Here is a 24,198-nt window from a genome sequence, read left to right as displayed (position 1 = left end):
CCCGCTCGTCCCGACTCACCGCAAAGCCTTAGCCCAGGCCGTTTTCATGGCAATGTTCCGCAATGCCCCGGTGTTGCTTTCCGATTGATTCATGCGCCGGATCCTGCCCGGCGCGTACCCTACAGTATGCCAGCCCCGCGTGACCGGGCTGGCAAATGCTGCTTCATTGCTGCTTCACTACTGTTTCACTACGATGCGACGCTCGGGGTCAGCCCTTGAGCGTCTGTTCCAGCACGTGCAGCTCGTGGTTGAGCTGCGCGTCCTTGCTGCGCTCATCGGCGATCTTGCGCACCGCGTGCAGCACGGTGGTGTGATCGCGCCCGCCGAACAGCTCGCCGATTTCCGGCAGGCTTTTCTGCGTGAGTTCCTTGGCCAGGTACATGGCAATCTGGCGGGGCCGCGCGATATTGGCGGGCCGCTTCTTGCTGTACATGTCCGCGACCTTGATGTTGTAGAAATCCGCGCAGGTCTTCTGGATGTTTTCAACCGAGATCTGGCGGTTCTGCACCGTCAGCAGGTCCTTCAGCGCTTCACGGGTGACATCGATGGTGATGTCCTTGCCGTGGAAGTTGGAGAAGGCGAGGATCTTGCGCAGCGCGCCTTCCAGCTCGCGCACGTTCGATCGCAAATGCTTGGCGACGAAGAAGGCGACTTCCTCGGGCACGCTCACGTTCTCGGCGGCGGCTTTCTTCATCAGGATGGCGACGCGCATCTCCAGCTCGGGCGGCTCGATGGCGACCGTGAGGCCGGAATCGAAGCGCGAGATCAGGCGATCGTCGATGCCGCTGATTTCCTTGGGGTAGGTATCGCTGGTGATGATCACCTGCGCCCGGTTGGCGATCAGGGCTTCGAAGGCGTAGAAGAACTCTTCCTGCGTGCGGTTCTTGCCGGAGAAGAATTGAATATCGTCGATCAGCAGCAGGTCGAGCGAGTGGTAGTAGCGCTTGAACTCGTCGAAGGCTTTGCGCTGGTAGGCCTTGACCACGTCGGAGACATATTGCTCGGCGTGGATGTAGCGGATGCGGGCGCGCGGGTTCTCCAGCAACATGAAGTTGCCGATAGCGTGGATCAAGTGGGTCTTGCCCAGACCTACGCCGCCATATAGATAAAGCGGGTTGTAGGATTTACCTGGGTTGTTGGCCACCTGGATGGCGGCGGCGCGCGCGAGCTGGTTGGCCTTACCGGTGACGAAGTTGTCGAAGGTGAGGATGTGGTTCAGGCGCGAGCGCTCGTGCACCGAGTCGTTCTGCTGCTGGCCGCCATGCTGGTTGCCGGGGTGGCCTTGGTGGCCTTGTTGGCCCGGATGACCTTGATTGCCCTGATGCCCTGGATGGCCGCCCTGGTTACCGGGGTGGCCGCCCTGCATGGGCTGCTGCGACGGCTGCACGCGGTAGGAGCGGGCGCTGGCTTCGGCCGGGTCGAGCTGCGGCACGTCGATATCGACGATCTCGCCACCCATGCCGCCCATGTTGCTTTGGTTGGCGTTGCCGGGATAGTTGCCGCCATTGCTACCGTTGCTGCCGTTGCCGCCATTGCCCGGGTAGGGCGCTTGCCCGCCGCGCTGGCCGCCTTGGTTCATGGGGCCGTAGCCCTGGCCGCCCTGGCCCGGCTGCATGCCGGGCTGGCCGAAGTTTTGCGACAGCGGCTGGCCGGACGGATAGCCGGGGCCGGCGTGCTGGGCAGGCATGCCGGGCTGGCCCGGCTGGCCGGCCTGCTGCGGGTAGCCAGCGGCAGCCCGGCCCGAGGCGGCGGGGTCCAGGACAAAGTGAACGCTGACGTTGGCTTCCCAGTATTCGCAGGCGAGCGCGGTGATGCGGCCGGAAAACTGGCTTTTTACCCAATCGAGCTTGAAGCGGTTGGGCGCGGCGATCCGCAGCGCGTGCGCGTCCTCGTCGAAGGCGACAGGCGCCAACGGCTTGATCCAGGTCTTGAACTGTTGCGGCGTCAGTTCGCGCTCGAGTTGCGCGGCTGCTGCCTGCCAGAAATCTTGCATTGTTTTGTTGTTCGGTGTTCGCCACGGTGCATGGACAGCCCGGCCGAATGGACGACAGGCAAGGATCGGTGAGGCATCCCTGCCGTGAGTTCATGCAACCAGAACGCGATCGCTAAGCGATCCGCAAATGACCCCGCAGCCCGGGCCCCATGGTGATCGACGCGACAAGCGGGAGCCGCTGACGAGCGAGGCGACGAAATCGTCGCTTGCCCGTTGCGCGTCCGTTGTCCGGCATGCCAGGGTGTTGCCCGGGTTGCGCTTGCGCCACGCAGCCCGTGTGGTGTTTGGACCCGGATTGTACCCCCCGCCCCAAGTTATCCACAAAGGATAAGTCTGTGGATAAGTTGTGAAAAAGCAGTGGATTGTTGTGCACAACCCTAGTTCTGGCGCGGGTTTCCGGGTAGCCAAAACACGGGAAAACCTAGTCGAAACAGTGACTTCGCTCACCTTGGCCAACCCCGGGTGGCACCCCCGAAGAAAAAAAACTTACCCACTGGCGATTGTGGACAATGAAATACAACGGCCTGTTGCGTGTTTTTGAGGCAGGGGTGCCTCACAAGGCTCTAATCCATCTGTAGTCTTGACACGTCGCGCGAAACTCAGTTAAATGGCGGGTTCTGCGATGCCGCAGGGGATCACGTATGCGCATCGCCGGGTCTGACCTGTTCCGTGCAAGACTGGTGCGAATCCTTGGTGTTTGACTAAGCTGAGACGCGCCGGAAACAGCTGGATTGGCCGGAACAGGCAGCGGGCCGGGCAGGCTGATGGGGTTGGAACGGATGGGTTGGTTTTACGCTTCCGCTCCGGCAAGATTCCCTCCCACAACTGCTTCGCGCGGCGTCGATGTCCGATTCGTCGGTGCCATCGATTCGCGAGATACACGGCCGGCAGCAAGATCACCATAGCAGTCGGCAACACCGCAAACCGCGGCAGCCCCATGCGAACCATACGCGGCGGCGCCCGGCTTAACGCCGGAAGCCGGGCGAGCCCAGATCAACCAGAGAGTGCAACATGAAACGTACATACCAACCTTCCGTTACCCGCCGCAAGCGTACCCATGGTTTCCGCGTGCGCATGAAGACCCGCGGCGGCCGTGCCGTCATCAACGCGCGTCGCGCCAAGGGCCGCAAGCGCCTGGCAGTCTAAGGGCCTGGCGACCGGCCACGGCGGTGCAGCAGCTTGCGCCGCCTTGGCCACTCGCCTCGCCTTTTGGACGGCCGGTAGCCAGCAGCCAAGCACAGCTTTTCCGCTCGCTTTGCCTAGCGTGACTACCTTTGCCTACCCTAAAGCCGCGAGGCTCACAAAAACGGATGAGTTTTCATCCGTTTTTGCATTGCGTCCGCGCCGACGCAGCCAGCATTTCGTGCTGTACGTGGGCGAGAACGGCCTGCCGCAAGCCCGCCTGGGCGTCGTGGTTGGCAAGAAGTTCGCAGCGCGTGCCGCCGAGCGCAACCTGGTCAAGCGCATGGTGCGGGAACTGTTCCGCCAGCGGCAGGACAAACTCGCGGGCCGCGATGTGTTGCTGCGCCTGCAAGCCAAGTTTCCGCGCGCGGAGTTTGCCAGCCGCACCGCCATACGCCGGGTGTGCCTGGCCGAGCTGACCGGCTTGTTCGAGGTAGCGGTGAAGCCGCTTGCCCCGCGCCCTGCTGCCCCTTCCGGGGTGTCGCCGCCAACGTCCGCCGAGGCTGCGCCCACGGAAGTCCCGCCCTCGGGCGCTCCTGCCTGACCGGCCCGCTGCCATGAAGCGAATCCTGCTTGCCCTGCTGCGTATCTACAAGATCGCCCTGAGCCCGTTTTTTGGCTCGCAGTGCCGCTTCCTGCCTACCTGTTCCGATTACGCCCGCGAAGCGATCCTGTGCCATGGCGCAGGGCGCGGCAGCTGGCTGGCCGCATGCCGGCTATGCCGTTGCCATCCGTTCACGGATGGCGGGTATGATCCGGTGCCACCGGCATCGGCAACAAAGCAAGACCGGGCTCGCCCCGCGACTGGCCATCCAGTCACGATCCGGCTACCCCGCCCCTGATTTCCCCCGACCACAGCGAGACATGGATATCAAACGCACCATACTCTGGGTCATCTTCTCGATGGCCCTCGTGCTGCTCTACGACAACTGGCAGCGCGCCAACGGTCACCAGTCGATGTTCTTCCCGAGCGCGACGCAGCAGGCTCCGGCAACCGCAGGCGGCGCTTCGGCCCCGCAAGGCGATGTGCCCAAGGCCAATGCAACGGCCGGCACCGCCGCAGGCGCTCCGGCGTCCGTGCCGGTAGCCGCGGCCCAGCCCAGCGGCGAGAAGATCGTGGTCAGCACCGACGTGATGCGTGCCCAGATCGATACCGCCGGCGGTATCCTGACGCGCCTGGAACTGCTGAACCACAAGGAGCATGACGGCAAGCCGGTCGTGCTGTTCGAGCGTGACCAGACCCGCACCTACATGGCCCGTTCCGGCCTGATCGGTGGCGACCTGCCCAACCACACCACGGTGTTTACCGCTTCGGCGGGCCCGCGCGACCTGGCTGGCTCGGACAAGGTGTCGTTGACGCTGACGGCGGAGAAGGACGGGGTCAAGCTGGACAAGACCTATACCTTCCACAAGGGCAGCTACGTTGTCGACACGAAATTTGCCGTGACCAACGACAGCGGCAAGCCGATCTCGCCGACGCTGTACATGGAACTGACGCGCGACGGCAGCAAGGTCGAGCAGTCGCAGTTCTATAGCACCTTCACCGGCCCGGCCATCTACACCGACGCCGACAAGTACCACAAGATCACCTTCGACGACATCGGCAAGGGCAAGGCTTCGGTCCCCGCGGCCGGTACCAGCGGCTGGGTGGCGATGGTGCAGCATTACTTTGCCTCGGCGTGGATTCCGCAATCGGGCAAGGAGCACAGCTTCTACGTCGAGAAGATCGACAACAACCTGTTCCGCGTGGGCGTGCAGCAGCCGCTGGGCGCCATCGCCCCGGGCGCCACGGTGAGCACCGATGCGCGCCTGTTCGCCGGCCCGCAGGAAGAGCGCATGCTCGAGAAGATCACCCCGGGCCTGGAACTGGTGAAGGACTACGGATGGCTGACCATCCTGGCCAAGCCGCTGTTCTGGCTGCTGGAAAAGATCCACGGCTTCCTGGGCAACTGGGGCTGGTCGATCATCGGCCTGACCGTGCTGATCAAGCTGGTGTTCTTCCCGCTGTCCGCGGCTAGCTACAAGTCCATGGGCAAGATGAAGGACCTGCAGCCCCGCATGACCGCGATGCGCGAGCGCCACAAGGGCGATCCGCAGAAGATGAACCAGGAGATGATGGCGCTGTACCGCACCGAGAAGGTCAACCCGCTCGGCGGCTGCCTGCCCATCGTGATCCAGATCCCGGTGTTCATTGCGCTGTACTGGGTGCTGCTGTCGTCGGTGGAAATGCGCGGTGCGCCTTGGCTGGGCTGGATCCATGACCTGTCGGTGCCGGATCCGTTCTACATCCTGCCGGTGCTGATGGCCGTGTCGATGTTCGTGCAGACCAAGCTGAACCCGACCCCGCCGGACCCCGTGCAGGCCAAGGTCATGATGATCATGCCGCTGGTGTTCTCGTTCATGTTCTTCTTCTTCCCGGCTGGCCTGGTGATGTACTGGGTCACCAACAACGTCTTGTCGATCGCGCAGCAATGGCAGATCAACCGGATGCTGGGCAAGAACAAGGCGAAGACCGCCGTGGTGGCCAAGGGCTGAAGTTGAAGTTGGGCCAGCGGGTGGCAAACCCGCGCCGGCCCGGCACGTGCACCAAAGAGGTCGCTCAAAGCGTCAATGGCGGCCTCTCTGAAATCCCCCGCAAGTTTCGGCTTGCGGGGGATTTTGCTTTTCCGGAGCGTGCTTCGCCAGGTGACGTTGCCGTGGCAGCAAGACGCCATGCAGAAAGTTTGCCAAATTTTGCCAAACTCGCTAGCATGAAACCATGAGCACAATGAATATCTCTCTGCCTGACACGCTCAAGGCCTTTGTCGATGAGCAAGTCAACCAGCGCGGCTACGGCACCAGCAGCGAGTACGTGCGCGAGCTGATCCGCAAGGATCAGGATCGCCAGCACCTTCGCGGCCTGCTTTTGGCGGGTGCCGGTTCGGCGCCGACTACGCCGGTGGATAGCGACTACTTCGACGCCCTGCGAGCGCGGGTGCGCAACGCTCGGGGATGAGGGCCAAGCCTGTCATCCCGAGAGCGCTTGCCAGGCGTGATGTCGAGGAAACGGTCAGCTACTATCTGAACGAAGACGCTGAGCAGGCAGCACTTGGATTCATTGACGCGCTGGAGCAGGCCTACGTGCGCATTGGCAAGTATCCAGCCTCCGGCTCACCCCGCTACGCACACGAGCTTGATCTTCCGGGCCTACGCACCTGGCCTCTGGCGCGCTACCCGCACATCGTGTTCTACGTTGAGCGCGACGACCACATTGATGTCTGGCGCGTCCTGCATGGCATGCGAGACATCCCCGCCTGGCTGCGTGACAGCGACGAGGTTCCTCGTTAACGCTTGCACAGGCGCGGCTCGGCGCAAGCGACCATCGGACCGTCTCGCCAATCCAGCCGATTGCCCGCCGTCTCCCGCACCATCGCCAGTCCCGCCAGCGGCAGCCTTGGCACCGTTGCGGCGTAGCTGGCCATGAAGTGCAGCACGACGTGGCTGGCGCAGGCGCCCCCATATCACTCAGGCGCGTGGCACACCGCTTCGATATTGTGGCCGTCCGGGTCCAGCACAAAGGCGCCGTAATAATTCGGGTGATAGTGCGGGCGCAAACCCGGTGCGCCGTTGTCGCGGCCGCCGGCCGCCAGCGCGGCCTTGTAGTAGGCATCCACCTGTGAGCGCGAGTCCGCACGAAAGGCGATGTGCAGCGGTGGCTGGTTGGGCGTGCCGTTGCTGATCCAGAACTCGGGCTTCTCGGGCGGGCCGAAGCCGGCCACGTCGGTGTGGCCGGTCACGCTGGCGGGAAACTCCATGTTCTTGATGAAGCCGAGCGCGGCCAGCGCCGCGGTGTAAAAGGCCCGGCTCTTCGCGAAATCGCTGACGACAACGCCTGTGTGGTCGATCATCTTGCAGTGTCTCCTTGGGTGTTTTTTGTAGCCCGGCGTTGGCTCAGTATTTGCTCAGTATTGGCTCAGGCCAGGTCGAGCACGCTCATGGTGGCGTTGAAGCGGCTGACCAGCACCGCCTCGCCGTGCACGCTGGCGAAGACATCGGCCTCCACCACGATGATGGTGCGGCCGGATTTCAATACGTCGGCGCGGCAGGTCAGGCGATCGCTGCGGGCGGCGCGCAGCAGGTTGATCTTGAATTCGGCGGTGACCACATGGCGCCCGGCGTCGAGCATGGTGCTGGCGGCCGCGCCGGCGGTGTGGTCGGCGATGGTGGCTTGCACGCCGGCATGCACGATGCCGCCGTGCTGCAGGTGGCGGGGCGTGACCAGCAGTTCGCTCTCGCACCAGCCCGGCCCGCAATCCACCAGCCGGATGCCGACGTCCGCGACAAAGGCAGCCTGGCGAAAGCCGGCCTCGATGGTGTCGCGCAGCAAAAGCCGTTCTTGTTCGGTGGACATGGCGCTGCTCCTCGCACTGGTGGTGATCGGGTACGGCCTTGTGATGGCTGGCCGGCTGGCGTTGCCAGCACGCATTGCAACCCGAAGCGCGCAGGCTGTCAATGGAGTGCGGCGCAACCGGCACAATCGCCTACACTGATTAGACGTGCCCGGAAACATGCCCTGAAGCTGGCCTCCGCAAGACCAGGCTGTTCCGGTAGCTATGCCCACGCCGATACGTTATGCGCGCCGCCAACCTTCCCATGCAGTTGCAACCCCGCATGCGCGCCATCGATGCCTTCATCGCGCTCGGCGATGCGGGCCTGGTGGCGGTTGCCGATCAGCTGGATGCCTTGCACCGGCGCGACCATCCCGATGATGTGCATGCGTTGCGCGTTGCGGTGCGGCATCTGCGCGCGGTGTGCTGGGCATTTGCCCCAGCCCTGCCCAAGGCCATCCGCGCACGCTGGGATGATTGCCTGCGCAAGCTGGCGCAGGCCGCCGGCGATGTGCGCGACTGGGACGTGTTCATCAGCGAGACCTTGCGCCCGGCGCTGGACTTGCAGCCTGAGGATCCGGTGCTGCTGGCGGTGCATGACACCGCGATCACGCGCCGCCACTACGCACGCGCCACCATGCTGGCGCAGCTCGCCGAACACCAGCACTGGCCGCTGCCCGTGCTGCACCGCGACCTCACGCATCTGGGTAATGGCGGCACGCAGCGGGCGGGCCCCGCCGCGCAGGAGCGGCTGGCGGCGTTCGCGCGCCGGCGGGTGCGCCGCGCGCGCAAGCGCGTGAAGTCGCTGGCGCGCGCAGCGCGCTCGGAAGACCTGGCGCGCGTGCATCGCTTTCGCATTGGCAGCAAGCGGCTGCGCTATGTGATCGAAGCCCTGAAGCCGGTGCTAGCCAAGCGCTATGCCAAACGCCTGCACGGCAAGCTTGTGAAGCGGCAGGGCAGCCTGGGCGGCCTGATCGACGGCGCGGTGGCTCGCCGCCTGATGATGGCGTGCCTGGACATGCCCGCAGCGGATGCGCAGGATGCGCAGGATGTGCCGGATGCGCCGGGTGCCACGGTTGCGCCGGATCGATCTGCGACAATATCGCCATGACTGCCACGACCGCCATGACCGCAACCCACTCCCTCCAGCCTCGCTCCGCTCGCGCCACGCCCATTGCCGCCATTGCTACCGCGCCCGGGCGCGGCGGCATCGGCGTGGTGCGCGTGTCCGGCCCCGACGTGAGCGCGATTGCGCAGGCCGTGTGTGGCCAGGCGCTGAAAGCCCGCCACGCCACCTACCTGCCGTTCCTGGATGCGCACGGCAAGGCGATCGACCATGGCCTGGCGCTGTACTTCCCCGCGCCGCACTCGTACACCGGCGAAGAAGTGCTGGAGCTGCAGGGCCACGGCGGCCCGGTGGTGATGCAGATGCTGCTGGCGCGCTGCCTGGATGCCGGCCGCGAGATGGGCCTGCGCGTGGCCGAGCCCGGCGAGTTCACGCGCCGCGCCTTCCTGAACGACAAGCTCGACCTGGCCCAGGCGGAAGCCGTGGCCGACCTGATCGAGGCCAGCACCGAAGCCGCCGCGCGCTCGGCCGCGCGCTCCATGGAGGGCGTGTTCTCCGACGCCATCCGCGCGCTGGTGGAACAGGTGATCCACCTGCGCATGCTGGTGGAAGCCACGCTGGATTTCCCCGAGGAAGAGATCGACTTTCTGGAAGCGTCCAACGCGCGCGGCCAGCTGGCCAATATCCGTGATGCGCTGGGCGGCGTGCTGGCGCAGGCCAAGCAGGGCTCGCTGCTGCGCGAGGGCTTGTCGGTGGTGCTGGCGGGCCAGCCCAATGTGGGCAAGTCGTCGCTGCTCAACGCGCTGGCCGGCGCGGAACTCGCCATCGTCACGCCGATTCCCGGCACCACGCGCGACCGCGTGCGCGAGACCATCCAGATCGAAGGCATCCCGCTGCATATCATCGACACCGCCGGCCTGCGCGAAGACGCCACCGACGAAGTCGAGCGCATTGGCATCGAGCGCACCTGGGAAGCCGTGGGCCGCGCCGACCTGGTGCTGCACCTGGTGGACGCGGCCGACTACGTCGAACACGGCTTGTCGGAAATCGACGACGCCATCGACGACCGCCTCTGCGGCCACCTGCCGCCGGGCTCGCCGATCCTGCGCGTGGTCAACAAGATCGACCTGGCGCCCAAGGTAGGCGAGCGCCACTTCGGCGCGGATCGCCCGCACGTGGTGGCCGCCATCGGCCCGAACCCGGCCGAGGTATGGATATCAGCACGCACCGGCGCCGGCATCGACCTGCTGCGCGGCCAATTGCTGCGGCTGGTGGGCTGGCAATCCGGCAACGAAGGCACCTTCCTCGCGCGCGAGCGGCACCTCACCGCGCTGCGCAACGCGCAATCGCACCTGGACCTGGCCGAAGAGCGCGCGGCGCAAGAAGCGCAGGCGCTGGACCTGTTCGCCGAAGAACTGCGCCTGGCGCAGGACCATCTCAACAGCATCACCGGCGAGTTCAGCAGCGATGATCTGCTGGGAACGATTTTTACGCGGTTTTGTATTGGCAAGTAATCGAATAGCAAGGGTTCCAAGCGACGCCAATGATGGGCCGCCAAACCCTTGTGCGGCAAGGTGCCCGGCTCATGGCCCGGGCAGATCTTTGCGCACACAATGCCGAACGCTATGAGGTTTCCCCGACAACCTTCCGCGGTTTGAGGGGGCGCCATCAACACCTGCGTATCGGGATGTAGGCGCGAATAAACAACCGGCCCTGCCCGCGAGCCGTTGGCGGATCCTCGGCATCATGGATTCCCGGCGGGTACTTCCGCGCCCGCCGAGGCGGCACGAAGTCATCGGGAATGGATGCGATACCGTCGAACAGGGACGTCTGCAGCTTCACCATGTACTCTGCCCGCCGTAGTCGTCGGCGAAGGGTGCGGGCCGCAATCGCAAAGTGGTCTGCGATGGCTGCTCGGTCGTCCCCCATGTTCGCGAAGACCCGGAGGTAGGCAACGGCCTCGGCAAACCGGCCCAGTACTTGCTGCTCCTGCGAGCGCTCCTCCTCTCGCGCGGCCAGAGCGAAGGACGGGTCCGAAGCTTCTGGCGCCGCCAGAGCGGTTGCAATAGGGTTCTCTCGCATCCCGCCGTCGTCGTCCTCGCGCTGCTCGTCCAGGCGCACCGCAAAGCGAAATCGCTTGTCGGCGAACTTCACGAAGCGGTTGTAGAGCCTGCCCAGGATCTGCTGATGAAATCCTGTGTCCCCCGCGTCCGGAGGTGGGTCGCGATCCCTGCTCAGTTCATTCGCCACCAGCCAGGCCTCGGCCTGCAAGTCCTCAACCGTCGTTTCGCCGCGGGAACGGCTCGCTATTCTGCGCAGGTCGGCGATGATCGAGGGAATGAGTCTGGCGAAGAAGGTGCTGGCGGAGCGGACTGACATGGATGGCGGGCAGCAAGGACAGCCGGCAAGAAAGAAGAAGAGGCGATGGCAAAGCGAGGGGACTTAGGAACGTACTTGGATAGTTCACTGGTCGAGCGCTCCGGCAGTCTGCCGAGTGGGCGTAGCCCGGCCAGGCTATGCATCGTGAGAAACCGCGACTACGCTAGCGGATAGCCTGATCACCCCAAGGATGGATAACCATCAAACGCTTCAATCTATCTCTCCAAGACCGCCTGATCATGACCTCGAGAATATTCTCTCTATCCAATCCTTGGCTTCCATCCCCAGGAAATACAAAGCAAGGCCGATTATGATAGCGGGAAGATACCCGGCTATCATCCCCACACAAACCTCAAACAGGAAATAAATCAGGGATCCAATGACGGTCTTTAGTTTTTCCAAGGGAATCTCCCAAAGAGTCGGCGAGACTACAATGTGGGGATTAACCTTCCCCCAACATCATCCCACCCCATACAGCGGCGGGGAACACCGCACCATCGGTTTCCTTCATTTCCTTGGCAGACAAAGCTGACATAGCTGATCTGCCTCAGATCGATCAGTTCTTGATAAATCTGAGGAATATGGAGAAGAGGGTCGTAAGAATAAGTGCGCAGAACAACATGGAAATGGCCTGTGCCATCAAGACTCCGCAGAGTGAATAAATGCGAGTCACATTTTCCATGGTCGTACTTAGAGCCTCCACGGCAATCAAGATCGAGTACAACCAAACCACAAGCATGACGACAGGCGAATCAATAAACAAAAAAAGTACGCCTGAAATAATGCCAGAAAACAAAGTGGCGGCTGCCAGAAGATTAAACAGGTCCCCTTTGCCATCCCAGCGAGCACCGCGCCGAACCCACCAATTGAGAATTGCGTAGATAAGAATAAAAGCGGCCCACGATGCAACGATGCCTGCGGCAATAGCTACTGGAAGAGGGAGGTTTACTGCGTCGGCCGTCCCGTTCTCTGCGAGCGACAATCCAGTTAACAATCCGACAAAGGTGACAGCAAGCACTGATTTCCACCGGGGGAAACTAAAACACTGGATTGGCAGTTTACGAAGCAGAACCAAGCCGAAAGAATGGCGGATCATTTTGAAACCTCCGATAGTTGAAAACCAAGGAACCGGCAGCAATGGCTTGAAATATGCACAAGCCATTGAACCTGGTTTCGCTTCCGTCCCGGCCCGAAGCGTTGCTCCTGAATGTGAGATTCGTAGCGTCTTCCTTCGCAAAGACCATATCCAACACCGAGCAATAGATCTGCGTGTTAGGCCTGCTGAGGTAAGCGCTTATCGTTGGATAACCTAACGCTCAGATAATAAATGCGAATCGCACTCATTGTCATTGCGAAATTTCCCATTTTTTGCATGGAACCTGCTGAACAACGGCGTCGCCACAGCAGCGGTGACGAACGTGACGATTTCCTGCGGCGCAGTGCAAGCGCGGGTGTCCACCCTGGCGGGTTCCACAACGGCGGGCTCCGCCGACGGCTCCGGGACCGCCACTTCGTTCAAGAGCCCGTTTGGCGTGGCGCTCGATGCAAGCGGCTACCTGTACGTGGCCGATAGCGGAAACTCTGAAATCCGCATGATCACCCCGGCAGGCGTCGTTACCCCGGCGCGGGGGGAATGTCCGCGCGCGCAAGCGGGCGTGCCTGTGCGGTGCGCGTCAGCCCTGCTTCACCGGCATGCAGATCCGCGTCTGCAACTGCGCGGGCGGCGTGGTGCGAGGATCGTTCACGTACTGCTCGAACATGGGGAAGTCCGCCGGCACGACCCCGCTGGTCGGCAGCCATTCCGAGAACATCCAGTTGTACGCCTTGCTCATCTCGTTGTAGGGGCCTGTGTAAGTCAGTATCGCGCAGCGGCCCGCCGGGATGTCGAATCGCTCCAGTTCCTCGCCCAGGTCGGCATCCGGCGCAACCGGCATGCCGGCCAGCGAGCGCAATTGCGCTACCGGCACCTGCTCGGGATCGCTGAAGTACACGCCAAAGCCGATGGCGTCCGGACTGGCAAGGCCCCGGCTGGCCGCCAGCATGAAGACGCGGGTGAACACCGGGCCGATTTCCTGATAGCTGCCACGATGGGGCAGCGTGGCCAGAACGGTGCCGGGAAAGGTTTCGATCGTGATGGGATACATGCCTAGCTCCTGAGGGTTGAAGGGACCGGAGCGGGCTGCGCGATAACGCCCCGGCGGTATGCCGAAGGCCGCACCAAATGCCCGGTTGAACGCTGCGTCCGACTCGTAGCCGGCGCGCAGCGCCACATCACGCAATGAAGCTTCGGTACCCGCCAGCGCGATTGCCGCACGGTGCATGCGGATGCGTTGTACCGTGGCGTTCACCGTTTCTCCCATCATGGCGCGATAGACGCGATGGAAGTGATACGGCGACAGGCAGGCCAGGTCGGCCAGTTGGTACAGCTCCGGGTCTGCGTCGGGGTGGCTTGCCAGCCACCGCAGGACGGGTTCCATGCGTTGGGCGTACTGGATTCGGGTCTCGGGTTTCATGTGGTCTCCATGGCGTGCAATCTACCGGCAGCCGGTTTGCAGATTTTGCGGTTTTTTTGTGGCTTGGCTAGCGCAAAGTGCTGGCAAGCGCATGCGGATCGGTTGCGGGCCGGTTCCGGCAAGCTGCAGCGCACAAACCGGTCAGCGCTCCCCCCCAACGAGTCCGCACACCCTCCTATACTGAAATCCCACCCCATCTCGCCCGCCGCTGGTCCACGCGGCTGCCAGCGCGCGAGCCAATAGCAGAAGTGCCGCGCGGCAAGCCAACCAGGCAAAGCAAGCACAGGAAGCAGGGGCCTGAATCCCGGACGGGCATCGACGCCAGGCGTGTAGCGTGCGGCGCGGATGTACGCGGGGGTTCACACGAGAATTCGCACGGGCTCCTGTCCATGCAAGACCGGCAAGGAGATCATCATGACCAACGCGCAAGGACAAATCGTCGGCACCCTGAACCACCTGATCGAGGTCGGCAAGGACGGCGAGCTCAGCTGCACGACCGGCGCCCGCGAGGTGCATAACCCCGAGATACGCGCGATCCTTACGGGCACGGCGGAATCGTGCCGCGCCTCGGTGATGGAGTTGCAGGCACTGGTGACATCGCTGGGCGCGGAGCCCCGGGATCGCGGCAGCATGGGCGGCACGCTGCATCGCGGCTGGATGGAAGTGTTGCACGTGATCGCACCGCACAACGACGATGCGGTGCTGCAACTCTGCGAGCGCGATGAGGAAACGGCAAAGCGCGAGTACCAGTCGGCGCTGATGAAGGACATGCCGCCCGAGATCCGCGCGGTGGTGCAGCGCCAGTACGAGGGCATACAGTGGCATCACGATCGCATCCACGCCATGCGCGGGATGCAGATTCATTGAGGCTGCGATGCGCTGATCGTCGGCAATCCGCTGCGATCAGTAGCAAAGACCGGCTGCCTGCCTGACGCCTGATGAGCTACCAGACGAACGGGACCAGCCGGTATCGCACCCGGGCCGCATAGGCCGCGTAGCCCTTGAGGCCGCGCTGCAGCTCGCGGTCTTCCATTGCCGTGCGAAACACGATGGCGCCAATGAGCACCAGCGATGCGGCCACGCCGTACCAGGAGCCGAGCATCAGCGCATTGGCCGGCAGGAACACCAGCATGGTGGCGTAGAGCGGGTGGCGAACCACGGCGTAGGGGCCGCTCGACACCACCCGGTGCCCGCGCTCGGCCTGGATCCTGACCACGGCCGCGAGGAAGGTGTTTTCGTGAAACACGCGGTCGATCAGGAGAAATGACAGCACCAGCAGTACTGCGCCCAGGCACTGCAGCCACAGCGGCATCGCGGACCAGTGAAAGCGCACCGCATCCAGGCCCATCAGCACCATCCAGGCGATCCACGCCACGAGCACGAACGGCAGCAGGATCTTGTCCCAGAACGGCTGGCCGCGTTGCAGCGGCATCTTCATGCGCTCGGCGAGCAGTGCCGGATCGTGCCGCGCCAGGCGTTGCGTGAGCCAATAGCCGCCGCCAAAAAACAGGATGAGATAAGCCCAGGCGGCGGGCCAGGCCAGCGTACCCGCCGCGCCAAACAGCAGGGCCGCAAAGAGCAGGCCCTCCGCCGCCAGCGCCATTCCGACCTTGAATCCCATGGCGCCTGCCTCCTTGCCGCCGAACCGGTAGCCGCGCGTTTGTCATTCCTGCACGTTAGCACGCACTTGGTATGCCGGCGCACAGAGCGCGCCGGCGGGGCAAGCTAGATTCATTCCGCATGCTCACCGGTTGCGCGCGCCGCGCGCGGCCACCGCGACGCCGCAGAGCGTTGTGGCGCGGCGGCAAGCGAGGGGGGCATGGCAGAGTACCGCGCCCCCCGATACCTTGAGGGGTAGGAAAAATGAGCCGTCGCGTTCTAGAGCTGACCGGGCTTCGCAGCGTCGCGGTCATGCTGGTGGTCATCAGCCATGCGGAGCACATGGCCAAGGGGGGGTACACGGGATTGCTTGTGCCACTGCGGTATTTCGCGAATGGCGGCGTCGGCGTGTTCATCTCGTTCGTGTTGAGCGGTTTCCTGATTACGGAGCTGCTGCAGGCTGAGTGGCGCGCCTGCGGCTCCATCAAGCTGATGCGTTTCTATGGCCGCCGCGCGCTGCGCATCTGGCCGGCTTTCTATGTCTACCTGATCGCGCTTGGCCTGTTCGGCATCGTCGGGCTGATCGATGTGGATGCGCGGCAGCTCCTGTTTGCGGCCGCGCACCTCTGGAATTACTCCGAGTTGCTCGGGCTGGGCAACGTCAACATGGCGCATCCCACCGGCGCGTGGCTGCTCGGCCATTTCTGGACGCTGGCGCTGGACGAGCAGTTTTATTGGCTGTGGCCGCCGGTGCTGTTGCTGCTGCTGCGCGGCAAGGACCCGCGCTGGCTGGTGCTGGTGATCTTGCTGATGCCGCTGGTGCGGGTGCTCTGCTATTTCACAACGCCTTCGTTGCGCGGTCAACTGGGGTTGATGCTGCACACGGGCGTGGACCCGGTGCTGATGGGATGCTACATCGCCCTGGACCGCGAGCGGCTCAAGGCGCAGCTGAACGCACGCTTCGCCGGCGCATTCGTGCTGCCGGCGCTGATCCTGGTACTGCTGCTTGGCCTGCCGGTCATCGGCACCCTGGCCGGCGGCATCTGGACGGCGACCTATGGCCCGGTGGCGCTGGCGGCGGCGGTGGGCCTGCTGATCCTCGCTGTGGTGGAGCGGCCCGAGTTGTGGATATCGCGCCTGCTCCGGAGCAAGGCCTTTGTGTTCGTGGGCACGATCTCGTTCAGCTTGTACGTCTGGCAGCAGCTGTTTACCAGCACGGCGTCGCCGCTGGCGCTGCGCTTCCCCTATTGCATCCTGGAGGCACTAGCAGCCGCGGCGCTGAGCTACGTGCTGGTCGAAGCGCCATTTCTGCGGCTCAGGAGCTGGCTTGGCAAACGAGCGCGGGCAACAGCCATGGAGGCGGGGAGCGAGGAGGGCGGCGCACCCGCGCGCAGCGTCGAGGCCGAACCGCTCCAGGACTTGCCGCAGCAGGCCTTGTAAGCGGCGTTGCACTGCTGGCCTGTGTGTTGACCTGTGTGTTGGCCTGGGTTGGGCTGTGTTGGCTGCCACACCAACGCAGGCCAGGCCGCGCGGTACCTTTTGACATTGCACCACGGCAGCCCGGTGGGCCCGCCCGCGCCGGGCGTGGCCATCCCAGGCAGGGAGTGAACATGAACCGAGACGGTACGCACGTTTGCGCGCTCGACGGTGTGCGGGGCCTGGCGGTCCTGATTGTCATGCTCTATCACTTTGCCCATGTGGGCCTGGTGTCGGACCTGCCGCTCGACCGCCTGTTCTACCAGTTGTCGATGACGGGGTGGATTGGCGTGGATATCTTCTTTGCGCTGTCGGGATTCCTGATCACGGGCATCCTGCTGCGCACCAAGGGCGCGCCCAACTTCCTGCGCGCGTTCTACGGGCGCCGCGTGCTGCGCATCTTTCCGCTGTACTACTTCTACCTGGCCGTGCTGTTTCTGCTGCTGTTCCCGCTGATCTCGCACCGCGTCGGCGCCTTTGAGCAGGCCAAGCTGGAGGCGGTGCAGGCCAGCTGGCCGTGGTTCGTGCTGTATCTGTCCAACCTCAAGCAGGCGCTGACCGGCACGTTCTTCGGCGCGGGTGCGGGGCATTTGTGGTCGCTTGCCATCGAGGAGCAGTTCTACGCCGTGTGGCCCTTGCTGGTGCTGCTGCTGCCGTTGGCCGCCATGCGCCGGCTCTGCCTGGTGCTGCTGGCGGGAACGCTGGCGGTGCGTGTCGGCATGGTGTTGCAAGGCTATAGCGCGGACGCCATTTCGGTGTTCACGCCGGCCCGGCTGGATGGCCTGGTAGCGGGTGCGTTGCTGGCGATGGCGGTCCGGCGCGGATTGCACTTCAAGCCCTGGCTGGTGAAGGCGGCGCCATTGGCGCTGCTGGTGCTGGCGGGCGGGCTGGCGGCCATGGGTTCCCGGCTGGAATCCAGCCCGCTGATCTACACCGTGGGCTTCTCGGTGGTTGCCATGGTGGCGGTGGGCCTGATCTACGCGGCCTGCGCCACGGACCGGCACGTCGTGTTCAGCAACCGGTACCTGGTGTTCCTGGGCAAATACAGCTACGCGCTTTACGTGTTCCACCCGATCATCCGCGTGGTGGCGGTCAAGGCGTTCGGCGAGCCGCGCCTGTTGTTCGGCAGCCAGATCCCGTGGCAGCTGGGCTTTTCGGCGGCGTGCCTGTGTGCCTCCATCGCAGCGGCCTTGCTGAGCTGGCACCTGATCGAAAAACGCTTCCTGGGGCTCAAGGACATGTTGTTCCCCGACCGGACTCCCACGCCAGCGCCGCCCCCGCCATCCGCCGCCTTGCCGACGCGGGACGCATTTGGCGCCGACCCCGCCAGGCGCGAACGGCCCATCATCTAGGCGTGCTGATCCGCGGCGGGCGGCGGCCTGGCAATGCCGGGCCGCCGGCCCACCGATGAATCGCATGCGGGCACGGCCAACCGCTACAATGGGCCGTTTCAGCGAACGAGCCCCTGCCATGACCGATCATCCCCGCTTTACCCTCAATCGCTCGCTCGTCGTATTGGTGCCGCAGCAGCCTTTCTTCGAATGGATCATGGCCGTGGATATCGACCCGGTAGCCACGCTGACCCTTGAGCATGTACGCGAGGACCAGAGTGTGTTCCTGGTGCCGGACGATGTCTCGACCACGTCGGAAGCGCTGCAGTGGGTGGAACAGCGCTGGCGCGCCTTGTTCGAATTCATGCTGGGGGAGTGGTTCGACGAAAGCCTGTGGCCGCAAACGCTGACGCTGCAACAGTTCCGTGACTGGTTCACCGTGCAGCACCACTCGATGGTGTTCGACATGGCGCCTGACACCCCGGTCGAACATGAAGACTGGGAAGACGAGGACGAAGACGACGACGAAACCGGGCTGCGGCACCTTCATTGATCGCGGCTTGCCGGTTGCGGCTTGATGCGGCGCAGCCAGGCAGCCCCGTAGCAAGCCAGCCTTACGTCACGCCATCGCCATGAAGTGCATGCGCATGCCCGCCCGGATCCCCACACGGCACCCCGCCCAGGCTGTGGACAAGTCTGTGGAAAAGACCGAACAACCCTGTGGGCAAAGCTGTGGGCAACTTTTTTGGCAAGCCCCGCCCGAACACCTGGCCTGGCACCGCCAGGCCTTGCCACAGGCGGGCTGGCAGCCGAGCCGAGCGTGCCGGCGCACAGTGCGCGCGATCGATGCGCGCAGCCGGTGCCTGACAGCGCAATGGCCCATTTCTATCGCAGGAAACCCCGGATGTTGAACCGTACCCAGCAAATCCTTATCGGCGTTGTCGCCCTTGCCGTCCTTGGCATGTTGTGGCTCACCGGCAACCATGAAGAGCAGCAGGAAGAGCCGGCCCCCGAGCCGGTCGCGGCAGCGTCCGCGGCGGTGCCAGAGCCCAACGCCGGCGCGCGCGGCGTGCCCAAGAACGGCACGCTGGACCCGATCAGCATCGACCCGAACCGCTCCACCGACATCCTGCCGCAGTACCAGGCGGACACCCTTGTCGACGATTACCAGGAGAACGCCGGCGCGGCCAACGACCGCTACCTGGGCAAGTATTTCATCGTGGAGGGCGTGGCCAGCGGCGTGCGGCGCGAGGGAAACGACACGGTCTTCCTGGATATCCGCTCCAATAGCCCGACCCTGGTGGTGCGCGCCAAGCTCCTGCCGATCCAGATCTGCGGCCCCGCCGGGCGCACCTGCGAGGTGGAAGCGCGCGGCACCATGGTCCGGCGCGGACAGAAGGTGGCCGTGGAATGCACCGGCGCGGGCCAGGTGGAAGGCTCGCCCGTCCTTGAAGATTGCCTTGTGCGTGGCGGCGCCAACTGAGCGCGAGCACTGACTTAGCCAGATTTACCCAGATCGACATCCAGCATGCAAACCCTGCTTTCCGTACTCGCCCTGACCATCCTGATCGTCACCGTGGTGGGCCTGGTCTCGCCACCGTTCATCAGCAACGCCTTCCTGAAGGGCCGCCCGGTGGGGCGCCTGCAGATCCTGCTGGTGGGGGTGTTCCTTGCCGCGATCTGCCTGATGGTGGTGGGCACGATGGCCAGCGGGGGGGCGGCAAAGGCCTGAGGCCACCAACCGGGCCAAGACCGCGCGCCATGACGACGGCTGTCTCCCCCTCTCCCCTCGGTTAACCAGTACGCCAATCGCCACTCCGGCGGCATGTAGGACACATCCCACAGCAGGATCGGTGCGCTATCGATAATGGCGCGTTCCGGCGTTGTCTATCTTTCCATCACGATACGAACAAACGTCAACGACGGGACAAGGCAAAGCGGCCCGAAGCTCCCCCGGAGCGAGGGCCGCGCTGAATATCATGATGGAAGATCTCTCCCGGGGTACGCTGCCTGCCCCGCAAGTCCAGCAAGCCCAGGCGCTCGCCAACATTCTCGCCATCACGCGCCGCGAGTGGCGGGTGACCGGGCTCGGTCGCCTCGCCGTGGATCATGGCCGCCCGGGCGGCCGCCGCGACCAGCTCGCGCAGCGCGCGGCCCGCGCCTTCGAGGCGCAGGTGATGGCGCTACGCTGCCGGCAGGCCATTGTGCTCTGAGGCTAACCTCGGGCGAGCCACAGAACCGCAGCAGAACCGGCGCTGGACCGGCACAGGACCGGCACAGGACCGGTTTACCCGCTCTGTTCCAACGATTGCCGCCGCCGCAATGGCCTAAAGTTGCCTGGCGCGCTTGCCGACAACATGGCTCGGCACCCTTGCACCAGCGTTTCCAGGAACATCATGAAAAAAGCACTGCTAGCCGCCAGCCTAGGCTTGCTGGTCACCGGCTGCGCCACGTACCAGGCCGTCGTCCCGGTCGACCGCGGCGACCGTATCGCCTCCATGCAGCCCGCCGACGGCACGCTGTTTTGCGTGATCGCCAACCCGGGCAGCGGCGGCAATGCCTATGCGGAATTCATCCGCGACGCGGTGCAGCAGCGCGGCTTTGAGTTCAAGATGCTGTCACCCGGCTCGTCGGTGGCGTCGTGCCCCTATACCGCCACGGTCTACATGCAACGCCAGACCTACTGGCGCGATTTCCTGAGTACGGCAGAGATCATCGTCTATATCAACGGCGAGCGTGCCGGCAAGGCGAACTACGACGCCCTGCGCAGCGCCGGCGGCATCAACCTGAGCAACCTGGTCCCGCCCGAGATGAAGATCGACGAGCTGTTCGAGCAATTGCTGCCCGGCATGCGGCCAAAGCCGTCCACGGCAGGCACGCCAGGTGCGCCGGCCGCCCCGCAATCGCCAGCTACGCCAGCCTGAACACCTCCGCCGCCTTGACGACGGCGTACCCATTACAGCGATAAGTGCGCGCCTGCGCACTTAAATCAGCCGGTCAGCCTACCACCTGCCCCAGCCGCACCACGGTCACGCCCGGGCGCAGTTGCCGCAGCGACGGCATCACCAGCACGCAATCCGGATACGGTGTGACCACCGGCTCGCCGTCGCGCCAGCCGATCACGGTGCCGGCTTCGGCGAAGGTTTCCAGCCCGGTGTATGGGCCGGCGAAGCGGAAATCCATGCTGCTGGCGACCACGGGCTCGGTCACGCGTACCACCCGCTGCGGCGCCACGGGCAGGAGCCAGCCGGCAGGCACGTCACCCGCATCGATCACGCCGGCATGGAGCAGGAAGCGCGCGGTGCTGTCCTGGGCCACGCCCACGGCCGCGGTTTCCCAGTGCTGGCCGCATTCGATCAACAGCGCGTTCCTGGCGCTGGCGGGGTCGCCAAAGCCTTCGTAGTCGCGCATGCGCCGTCCTTCCGGATGGCCCTCGTCCACGATCACATTGGCGGGCGCGCCCACGGCGCGCGACAGGGCAATGCCCTTGTCGAGCGGGCCGGACACGATCAGCGGCAAGCTCTTCTCGTGCATGGAGTGCAGGTCGAGCAGCAGGTCCACGGTATCGATGACCGGGCGCATGGCGCGTGCGCGGCGCAGCTCGGACGAGTCACGGGTGGTGTCGTCGAGCACGGCGGCCGTCCACACGCGGTTGAAATCCTGGTCGACATAGCGCGACGCATCCGGGCGGGCGGCATCGAAGCTGAGGTACGCGTCGACGTTGGCAAAGGCCAGCGTCAGGCGGCCGCGGCGTGGGCGCAGGCCCAGGTCCAGCAGCGCCTTGACGGTGATGGCGCCGCACACCTCGTTGCCGTGGGTCAGCGCATTGACCATCACGTGCGGGCCGGGCACGCCGCTGTCGAAGGTGTGGACATAGGGCACGCCGGCGTTGCCGGTGGCGTAGGCGGAGATATCGGGGAATTCGACTTCAACCGGGTATGCGTCGAAGCTGGGGGCAGTGGTCGTCATGTTTTTTGATCGGCAAGATTGCCAGTGATAGCGACTGAACAGCGAAAGAAGCGAAAGAAGCAGGGAAGGCGGGCGGGCGGCAACCGCCGACACCGCCACTTGCGACAAGCAAATGGTACGCCTGCCGCCGTCCCCTTATTCGTGAATGCCGGCAGTCTGCACGATGCTCTTGTACTTCACCGTCTCGCGCTTGATAAAGCTGGCGAACTGGCCCGGGCCGCCCGGCGCCACTTCCACGCCGGCCTCCGCCAGCTTCTTCTTCACGTCGGGCATGGCCAGCACGGCCTGCATCTCGGTGTTCAGGCGATCGACCACGGCGCGCGGCGTATTGGCCGGCGCCATCAGGCCAAACCACACGCCCATGTCCACGCCCTTGAGCGCGCTGCTTTCCGCCAGCGCGGGCACGTTGGGCGCCACCTGGGCGCGGTGCCCTTCGGTCACGCCGTAGGCCTTGACCCGGCCAGCCTGGATATGCGGCAGCGCCGACGACAGCACCATCACGGCGAGGTCGATCTGGCCGCCGAGCAGGTCGGTGGACATGGCGGACGCACCCTTATAGGGCACATGGGTGATGTTGACCTTGCCTTGCTGCTTGATCAGCTCGCCGGCCAGGTTCAGCGGCGTGCCCACGCCGGACGACGCATAGGCCAGCTTGCCCGGCTGCGCCTTGGCCAGCGCGATCAGCTCGTCGGCGTTCTTGGCCGGCAGCGCGGACTTGCCCACCAGCACCATCGGCTGGGTGCCGACAAAGGTGATCGGCGCCAGGTCGCGCTCGCCGTCGTAGCGCACAGCGGGGTTGGTCAGGCGCGCGATCGAGACCTCGCTGCCCGAGCCCATCAGCAGCGTGTAGCCGTCGGCGTCGGCCTTGACCACCTTGGACGCGCCGATGGTGCCGCCCGCGCCGCCCAGGTTCTCGATCACCACGCTCTGGCCCAGGCGCTTGCCCAGTTCCGGCGCGATGGTGCGGGCCACCAGGTCGACGCTGCCGCCCGCGGTGTAGCCCACCACCAGGGAAATCGGCTTGGTCGGCCAGCCCGAGGCGGCAGCGCCGCCGGCAAGCAGGCAGAAGGATGCGGCAGCAGCCGCACGCAGCAGTTTGTTCATGGCAGGTCTCTCCGTTTTTAGATTTGCGCCGTATGCAGACAGGCAAGGTATGCAGGCATGCGGCGATCTTAGAGAGCGTGCGGGCGCAGCAACGTGCGGCTTTGGCAATGGCGCTTGCCGTTTTGGCAAGGGTGGGGGATCGGGGGCTGGGATCAGGCGCCAGCCGCGCCAAGGCGGACCCAGCGCGTGGCGCTGGACAACTAGCCCGCCACCGCCGCATGCCAGAAGGCCTCGCCCAGCGCCCGCATGGGCGCGCGCGGGCGATACAGCAGGATCTGCATCACGAGATCCGTCTCGCCGCCCACCTCCAGCCCGGCGCGCACCAGGCGACCGGCGTGCAGGTCATCGGCGATCAGCCGCGCGGGCAGCCACGCCAGGCCCATGCGCTGGCGCACCATTTCATGCACGGATTCGGCGAAATCGCTGACCGCGATCACGTCGAGCCGGCTGGCCAGCCCGCGCCGGGCGATCTCGCCGTTGACCATGCGGCCCAGGGTCAGCGTCTGCGCGTAGGCGATCATCGGCACCGGGGCGCGCTGGCCGCGTGCGAGCAACTTGTACTGTGGCCCGCCACCATCCGCCGCCGCGCTCACGCAAACGAGGCGCTCCTCGCCCACAAGGTGGTATTGGTAGCGCGCGCCGTCCAGCGTCACCGGCTGCTCCGGCGAGTTGTAGCAAAGCAGGAAATCCGCGTCGCCTTCGGTGAAGATCGCCAGCGCGTCGTGCGTGGGAAAGGTGGAAAGCCGCGTGCGAAACCCCGCGGCCGCCTTGTCGTTGCGCAGCGCATGGCGCAGGCCGGCCAGCCACGCCGGCACCATCGAGCGCGCCAGCGTCTTGCCGGTGACGATCACCACGGTGCTGGCATCGGCCCGATGCGCCGCGCGCAGCGACATGCGCGTATCGTCCAGCGTGCGCAACGCGCTCTGCGCGGCCTCCAGGAACTGCCGCCCCTCATCGGTGAGGCGCACCGGGAACACGCTGCGATCGATCAGCGGCGCACCCGCCCAGACTTCCAGCGCCTGCATGCGGCGCCCGAATGCCGGCGGCGTGACGTTACGCAGCTCCGCCGCGCGCGCCAGGCTGCCGGCCTGGGCCAGGCACACAAAATCCTCCAGCCAGCGGATATGCATAAGGACTCGCGCCAGGGCGCGCGCAGAAGTTGAATGGGGACGATCCAGGCAAATGCCGCCATCTCGGGAGCGGCGCTGCGAATATTGTA

26 protein-coding genes are annotated in these 24,198 nt (G+C 64.9%); 16 read left to right on the top strand and 10 right to left on the bottom strand.

All coding sequences use genetic code 11. The features are described 5' to 3' along the window. Positions 1-208: 208 nt before the first annotated feature. On the bottom strand, positions 209-1,993 hold the full coding sequence (gene dnaA, locus AC1RQC_RS02745; RefSeq protein WP_492882385.1) for a chromosomal replication initiator protein DnaA: 1,785 nt from the start codon (positions 1,991-1,993) through the stop codon (positions 209-211). 1,011 nt (positions 1,994-3,004) lie between these two features. Here dnaA and rpmH point away from each other — a divergent pair. The 6 genes from rpmH to AC1RQC_RS02715 all read left to right on the top strand — a co-directional run bounded on the left by rpmH (position 3,005) and on the right by AC1RQC_RS02715 (position 6,502). Continuing rightward, positions 3,005-3,139, top strand: coding sequence for a 50S ribosomal protein L34 (gene rpmH, locus AC1RQC_RS02740; protein WP_006578231.1), 135 nt, complete (start codon positions 3,005-3,007; stop codon positions 3,137-3,139). Positions 3,140-3,257: 118 nt separating this feature from the next. Beyond that, on the top strand, positions 3,258-3,719 hold the full coding sequence (gene rnpA, locus AC1RQC_RS02735) for a ribonuclease P protein component (RefSeq protein ID WP_492373222.1): 462 nt from the start codon (positions 3,258-3,260) through the stop codon (positions 3,717-3,719). 13 nt (positions 3,720-3,732) lie between these two features. Next, positions 3,733-4,017, top strand: coding sequence for a membrane protein insertion efficiency factor YidD (gene yidD, locus AC1RQC_RS02730; RefSeq protein ID WP_082054956.1), 285 nt, complete (start codon positions 3,733-3,735; stop codon positions 4,015-4,017). A 22-nt stretch (positions 4,018-4,039) separates the two neighbouring features. Beyond that, on the top strand, positions 4,040-5,710 hold the full coding sequence (gene yidC, locus AC1RQC_RS02725; protein WP_492827485.1) for a membrane protein insertase YidC: 1,671 nt from the start codon (positions 4,040-4,042) through the stop codon (positions 5,708-5,710). Between the two features lie 223 nt (positions 5,711-5,933). Continuing rightward, positions 5,934-6,170, top strand: a complete 237-nt coding sequence (locus AC1RQC_RS02720) for a type II toxin-antitoxin system ParD family antitoxin (protein ID WP_492373224.1) — start codon at positions 5,934-5,936, stop codon at positions 6,168-6,170. Beyond that, the gene (locus AC1RQC_RS02715) at positions 6,167-6,502 is read left to right on the top strand and encodes a type II toxin-antitoxin system RelE/ParE family toxin (protein WP_492373225.1); all 336 of its coding nucleotides are present in this window, start codon (positions 6,167-6,169) and stop codon (positions 6,500-6,502) included. The genes AC1RQC_RS02720 and AC1RQC_RS02715 overlap by 4 nt, the downstream gene beginning before the upstream one ends. Positions 6,503-6,675: 173 nt before the next feature. On the opposite strand, the gene AC1RQC_RS02710 is transcribed toward AC1RQC_RS02715, so the two are convergent. Further along, positions 6,676-7,062: a VOC family protein gene (locus AC1RQC_RS02710; protein ID WP_492809243.1), complete on the bottom strand. Its 387-nt coding sequence runs from the start codon at positions 7,060-7,062 to the stop codon at positions 6,676-6,678. Positions 7,063-7,127: 65 nt separating this feature from the next. Next, positions 7,128-7,565: a PaaI family thioesterase gene (locus tag AC1RQC_RS02705; protein ID WP_441639335.1), complete on the bottom strand. Its 438-nt coding sequence runs from the start codon at positions 7,563-7,565 to the stop codon at positions 7,128-7,130. A gap of 242 nt (positions 7,566-7,807) precedes the next feature. On the opposite strand from AC1RQC_RS02705, the gene AC1RQC_RS02700 reads away from it, so the two are divergent. Together AC1RQC_RS02700 and mnmE are read left to right on the top strand one after the other, a co-directional pair. Further along, positions 7,808-8,653 carry a CHAD domain-containing protein gene (locus AC1RQC_RS02700; protein ID WP_492809242.1) on the top strand — a complete coding sequence of 282 codons (846 nt, stop codon included), beginning with the start codon at positions 7,808-7,810 and terminating at the stop codon, positions 8,651-8,653. A gap of 14 nt (positions 8,654-8,667) precedes the next feature. Further along, the gene (gene mnmE, locus AC1RQC_RS02695; RefSeq protein ID WP_492882492.1) at positions 8,668-10,122 is read left to right on the top strand and encodes a tRNA uridine-5-carboxymethylaminomethyl(34) synthesis GTPase MnmE; all 1,455 of its coding nucleotides are present in this window, start codon (positions 8,668-8,670) and stop codon (positions 10,120-10,122) included. Positions 10,123-10,276: 154 nt separating this feature from the next. On the opposite strand, the gene AC1RQC_RS02690 is transcribed toward mnmE, so the two are convergent. The 3 genes from AC1RQC_RS02690 to AC1RQC_RS02680 all read right to left on the bottom strand — a co-directional run bounded on the left by AC1RQC_RS02690 (position 10,277) and on the right by AC1RQC_RS02680 (position 13,500). After that, positions 10,277-10,987, bottom strand: coding sequence for a hypothetical protein (locus AC1RQC_RS02690; RefSeq protein ID WP_492373227.1), 711 nt, complete (start codon positions 10,985-10,987; stop codon positions 10,277-10,279). A 556-nt stretch (positions 10,988-11,543) separates the two neighbouring features. Then, complete coding sequence (locus tag AC1RQC_RS02685) at positions 11,544-12,083, bottom strand: hypothetical protein (RefSeq protein WP_492809240.1); 540 nt, start codon at positions 12,081-12,083, stop codon at positions 11,544-11,546. 577 nt (positions 12,084-12,660) lie between these two features. Next, positions 12,661-13,500 (bottom strand): AraC family transcriptional regulator, encoded by an 840-nt coding sequence (locus tag AC1RQC_RS02680; RefSeq protein WP_492373229.1) that lies wholly within the window; start codon positions 13,498-13,500, stop codon positions 12,661-12,663. A gap of 414 nt (positions 13,501-13,914) precedes the next feature. On the opposite strand from AC1RQC_RS02680, the gene AC1RQC_RS02675 reads away from it, so the two are divergent. Continuing rightward, complete coding sequence (locus tag AC1RQC_RS02675) at positions 13,915-14,367, top strand: PA2169 family four-helix-bundle protein (protein ID WP_006162538.1); 453 nt, start codon at positions 13,915-13,917, stop codon at positions 14,365-14,367. Between the two features lie 76 nt (positions 14,368-14,443). On the opposite strand, the gene AC1RQC_RS02670 is transcribed toward AC1RQC_RS02675, so the two are convergent. Continuing rightward, on the bottom strand, positions 14,444-15,121 hold the full coding sequence (locus AC1RQC_RS02670) for a methyltransferase family protein (RefSeq protein WP_492882384.1): 678 nt from the start codon (positions 15,119-15,121) through the stop codon (positions 14,444-14,446). Between the two features lie 242 nt (positions 15,122-15,363). On the opposite strand from AC1RQC_RS02670, the gene AC1RQC_RS02665 reads away from it, so the two are divergent. From AC1RQC_RS02665 to AC1RQC_RS02635, 7 genes are all read left to right on the top strand, one after another. Next, on the top strand, positions 15,364-16,539 hold the full coding sequence (locus AC1RQC_RS02665; RefSeq protein WP_492373231.1) for an acyltransferase family protein: 1,176 nt from the start codon (positions 15,364-15,366) through the stop codon (positions 16,537-16,539). A 170-nt stretch (positions 16,540-16,709) separates the two neighbouring features. Then, positions 16,710-17,927, top strand: coding sequence for an acyltransferase family protein (locus tag AC1RQC_RS02660; protein WP_492882383.1), 1,218 nt, complete (start codon positions 16,710-16,712; stop codon positions 17,925-17,927). Positions 17,928-18,045: 118 nt separating this feature from the next. After that, positions 18,046-18,459, top strand: a complete 414-nt coding sequence (locus AC1RQC_RS02655) for a hypothetical protein (protein WP_416050059.1) — start codon at positions 18,046-18,048, stop codon at positions 18,457-18,459. Positions 18,460-18,810: 351 nt separating this feature from the next. After that, positions 18,811-19,389: an OB-fold protein gene (locus tag AC1RQC_RS02650; RefSeq protein ID WP_492373233.1), complete on the top strand. Its 579-nt coding sequence runs from the start codon at positions 18,811-18,813 to the stop codon at positions 19,387-19,389. 45 nt (positions 19,390-19,434) lie between these two features. Then, complete coding sequence (locus tag AC1RQC_RS02645; RefSeq protein ID WP_174424410.1) at positions 19,435-19,638, top strand: hypothetical protein; 204 nt, start codon at positions 19,435-19,437, stop codon at positions 19,636-19,638. Between the two features lie 247 nt (positions 19,639-19,885). Then, the gene (locus AC1RQC_RS02640; RefSeq protein ID WP_492809235.1) at positions 19,886-20,119 is read left to right on the top strand and encodes a hypothetical protein; all 234 of its coding nucleotides are present in this window, start codon (positions 19,886-19,888) and stop codon (positions 20,117-20,119) included. A 183-nt stretch (positions 20,120-20,302) separates the two neighbouring features. Beyond that, positions 20,303-20,830: a hypothetical protein gene (locus AC1RQC_RS02635; protein ID WP_492373235.1), complete on the top strand. Its 528-nt coding sequence runs from the start codon at positions 20,303-20,305 to the stop codon at positions 20,828-20,830. Positions 20,831-20,903: 73 nt separating this feature from the next. Here the strand turns inward: AC1RQC_RS02635 and AC1RQC_RS02630 are convergent, their stop codons facing one another. From AC1RQC_RS02630 to AC1RQC_RS02620, 3 genes are all read right to left on the bottom strand, one after another. Next, complete coding sequence (locus tag AC1RQC_RS02630; RefSeq protein ID WP_492809234.1) at positions 20,904-21,875, bottom strand: M14 family metallopeptidase; 972 nt, start codon at positions 21,873-21,875, stop codon at positions 20,904-20,906. A 135-nt stretch (positions 21,876-22,010) separates the two neighbouring features. Beyond that, positions 22,011-22,979: a Bug family tripartite tricarboxylate transporter substrate binding protein gene (locus tag AC1RQC_RS02625; RefSeq protein WP_416050054.1), complete on the bottom strand. Its 969-nt coding sequence runs from the start codon at positions 22,977-22,979 to the stop codon at positions 22,011-22,013. A gap of 200 nt (positions 22,980-23,179) precedes the next feature. Next, positions 23,180-24,109 carry a LysR family transcriptional regulator gene (locus AC1RQC_RS02620; protein WP_492373237.1) on the bottom strand — a complete coding sequence of 310 codons (930 nt, stop codon included), beginning with the start codon at positions 24,107-24,109 and terminating at the stop codon, positions 23,180-23,182. Positions 24,110-24,198: the final 89 nt, after the last annotated feature.

The sequence above is a fragment of the Cupriavidus sp. GW822-FHT03E04 genome (assembly GCF_058801495.1).
This window is presented reverse-complemented; position numbering and strand designations above follow the sequence as displayed.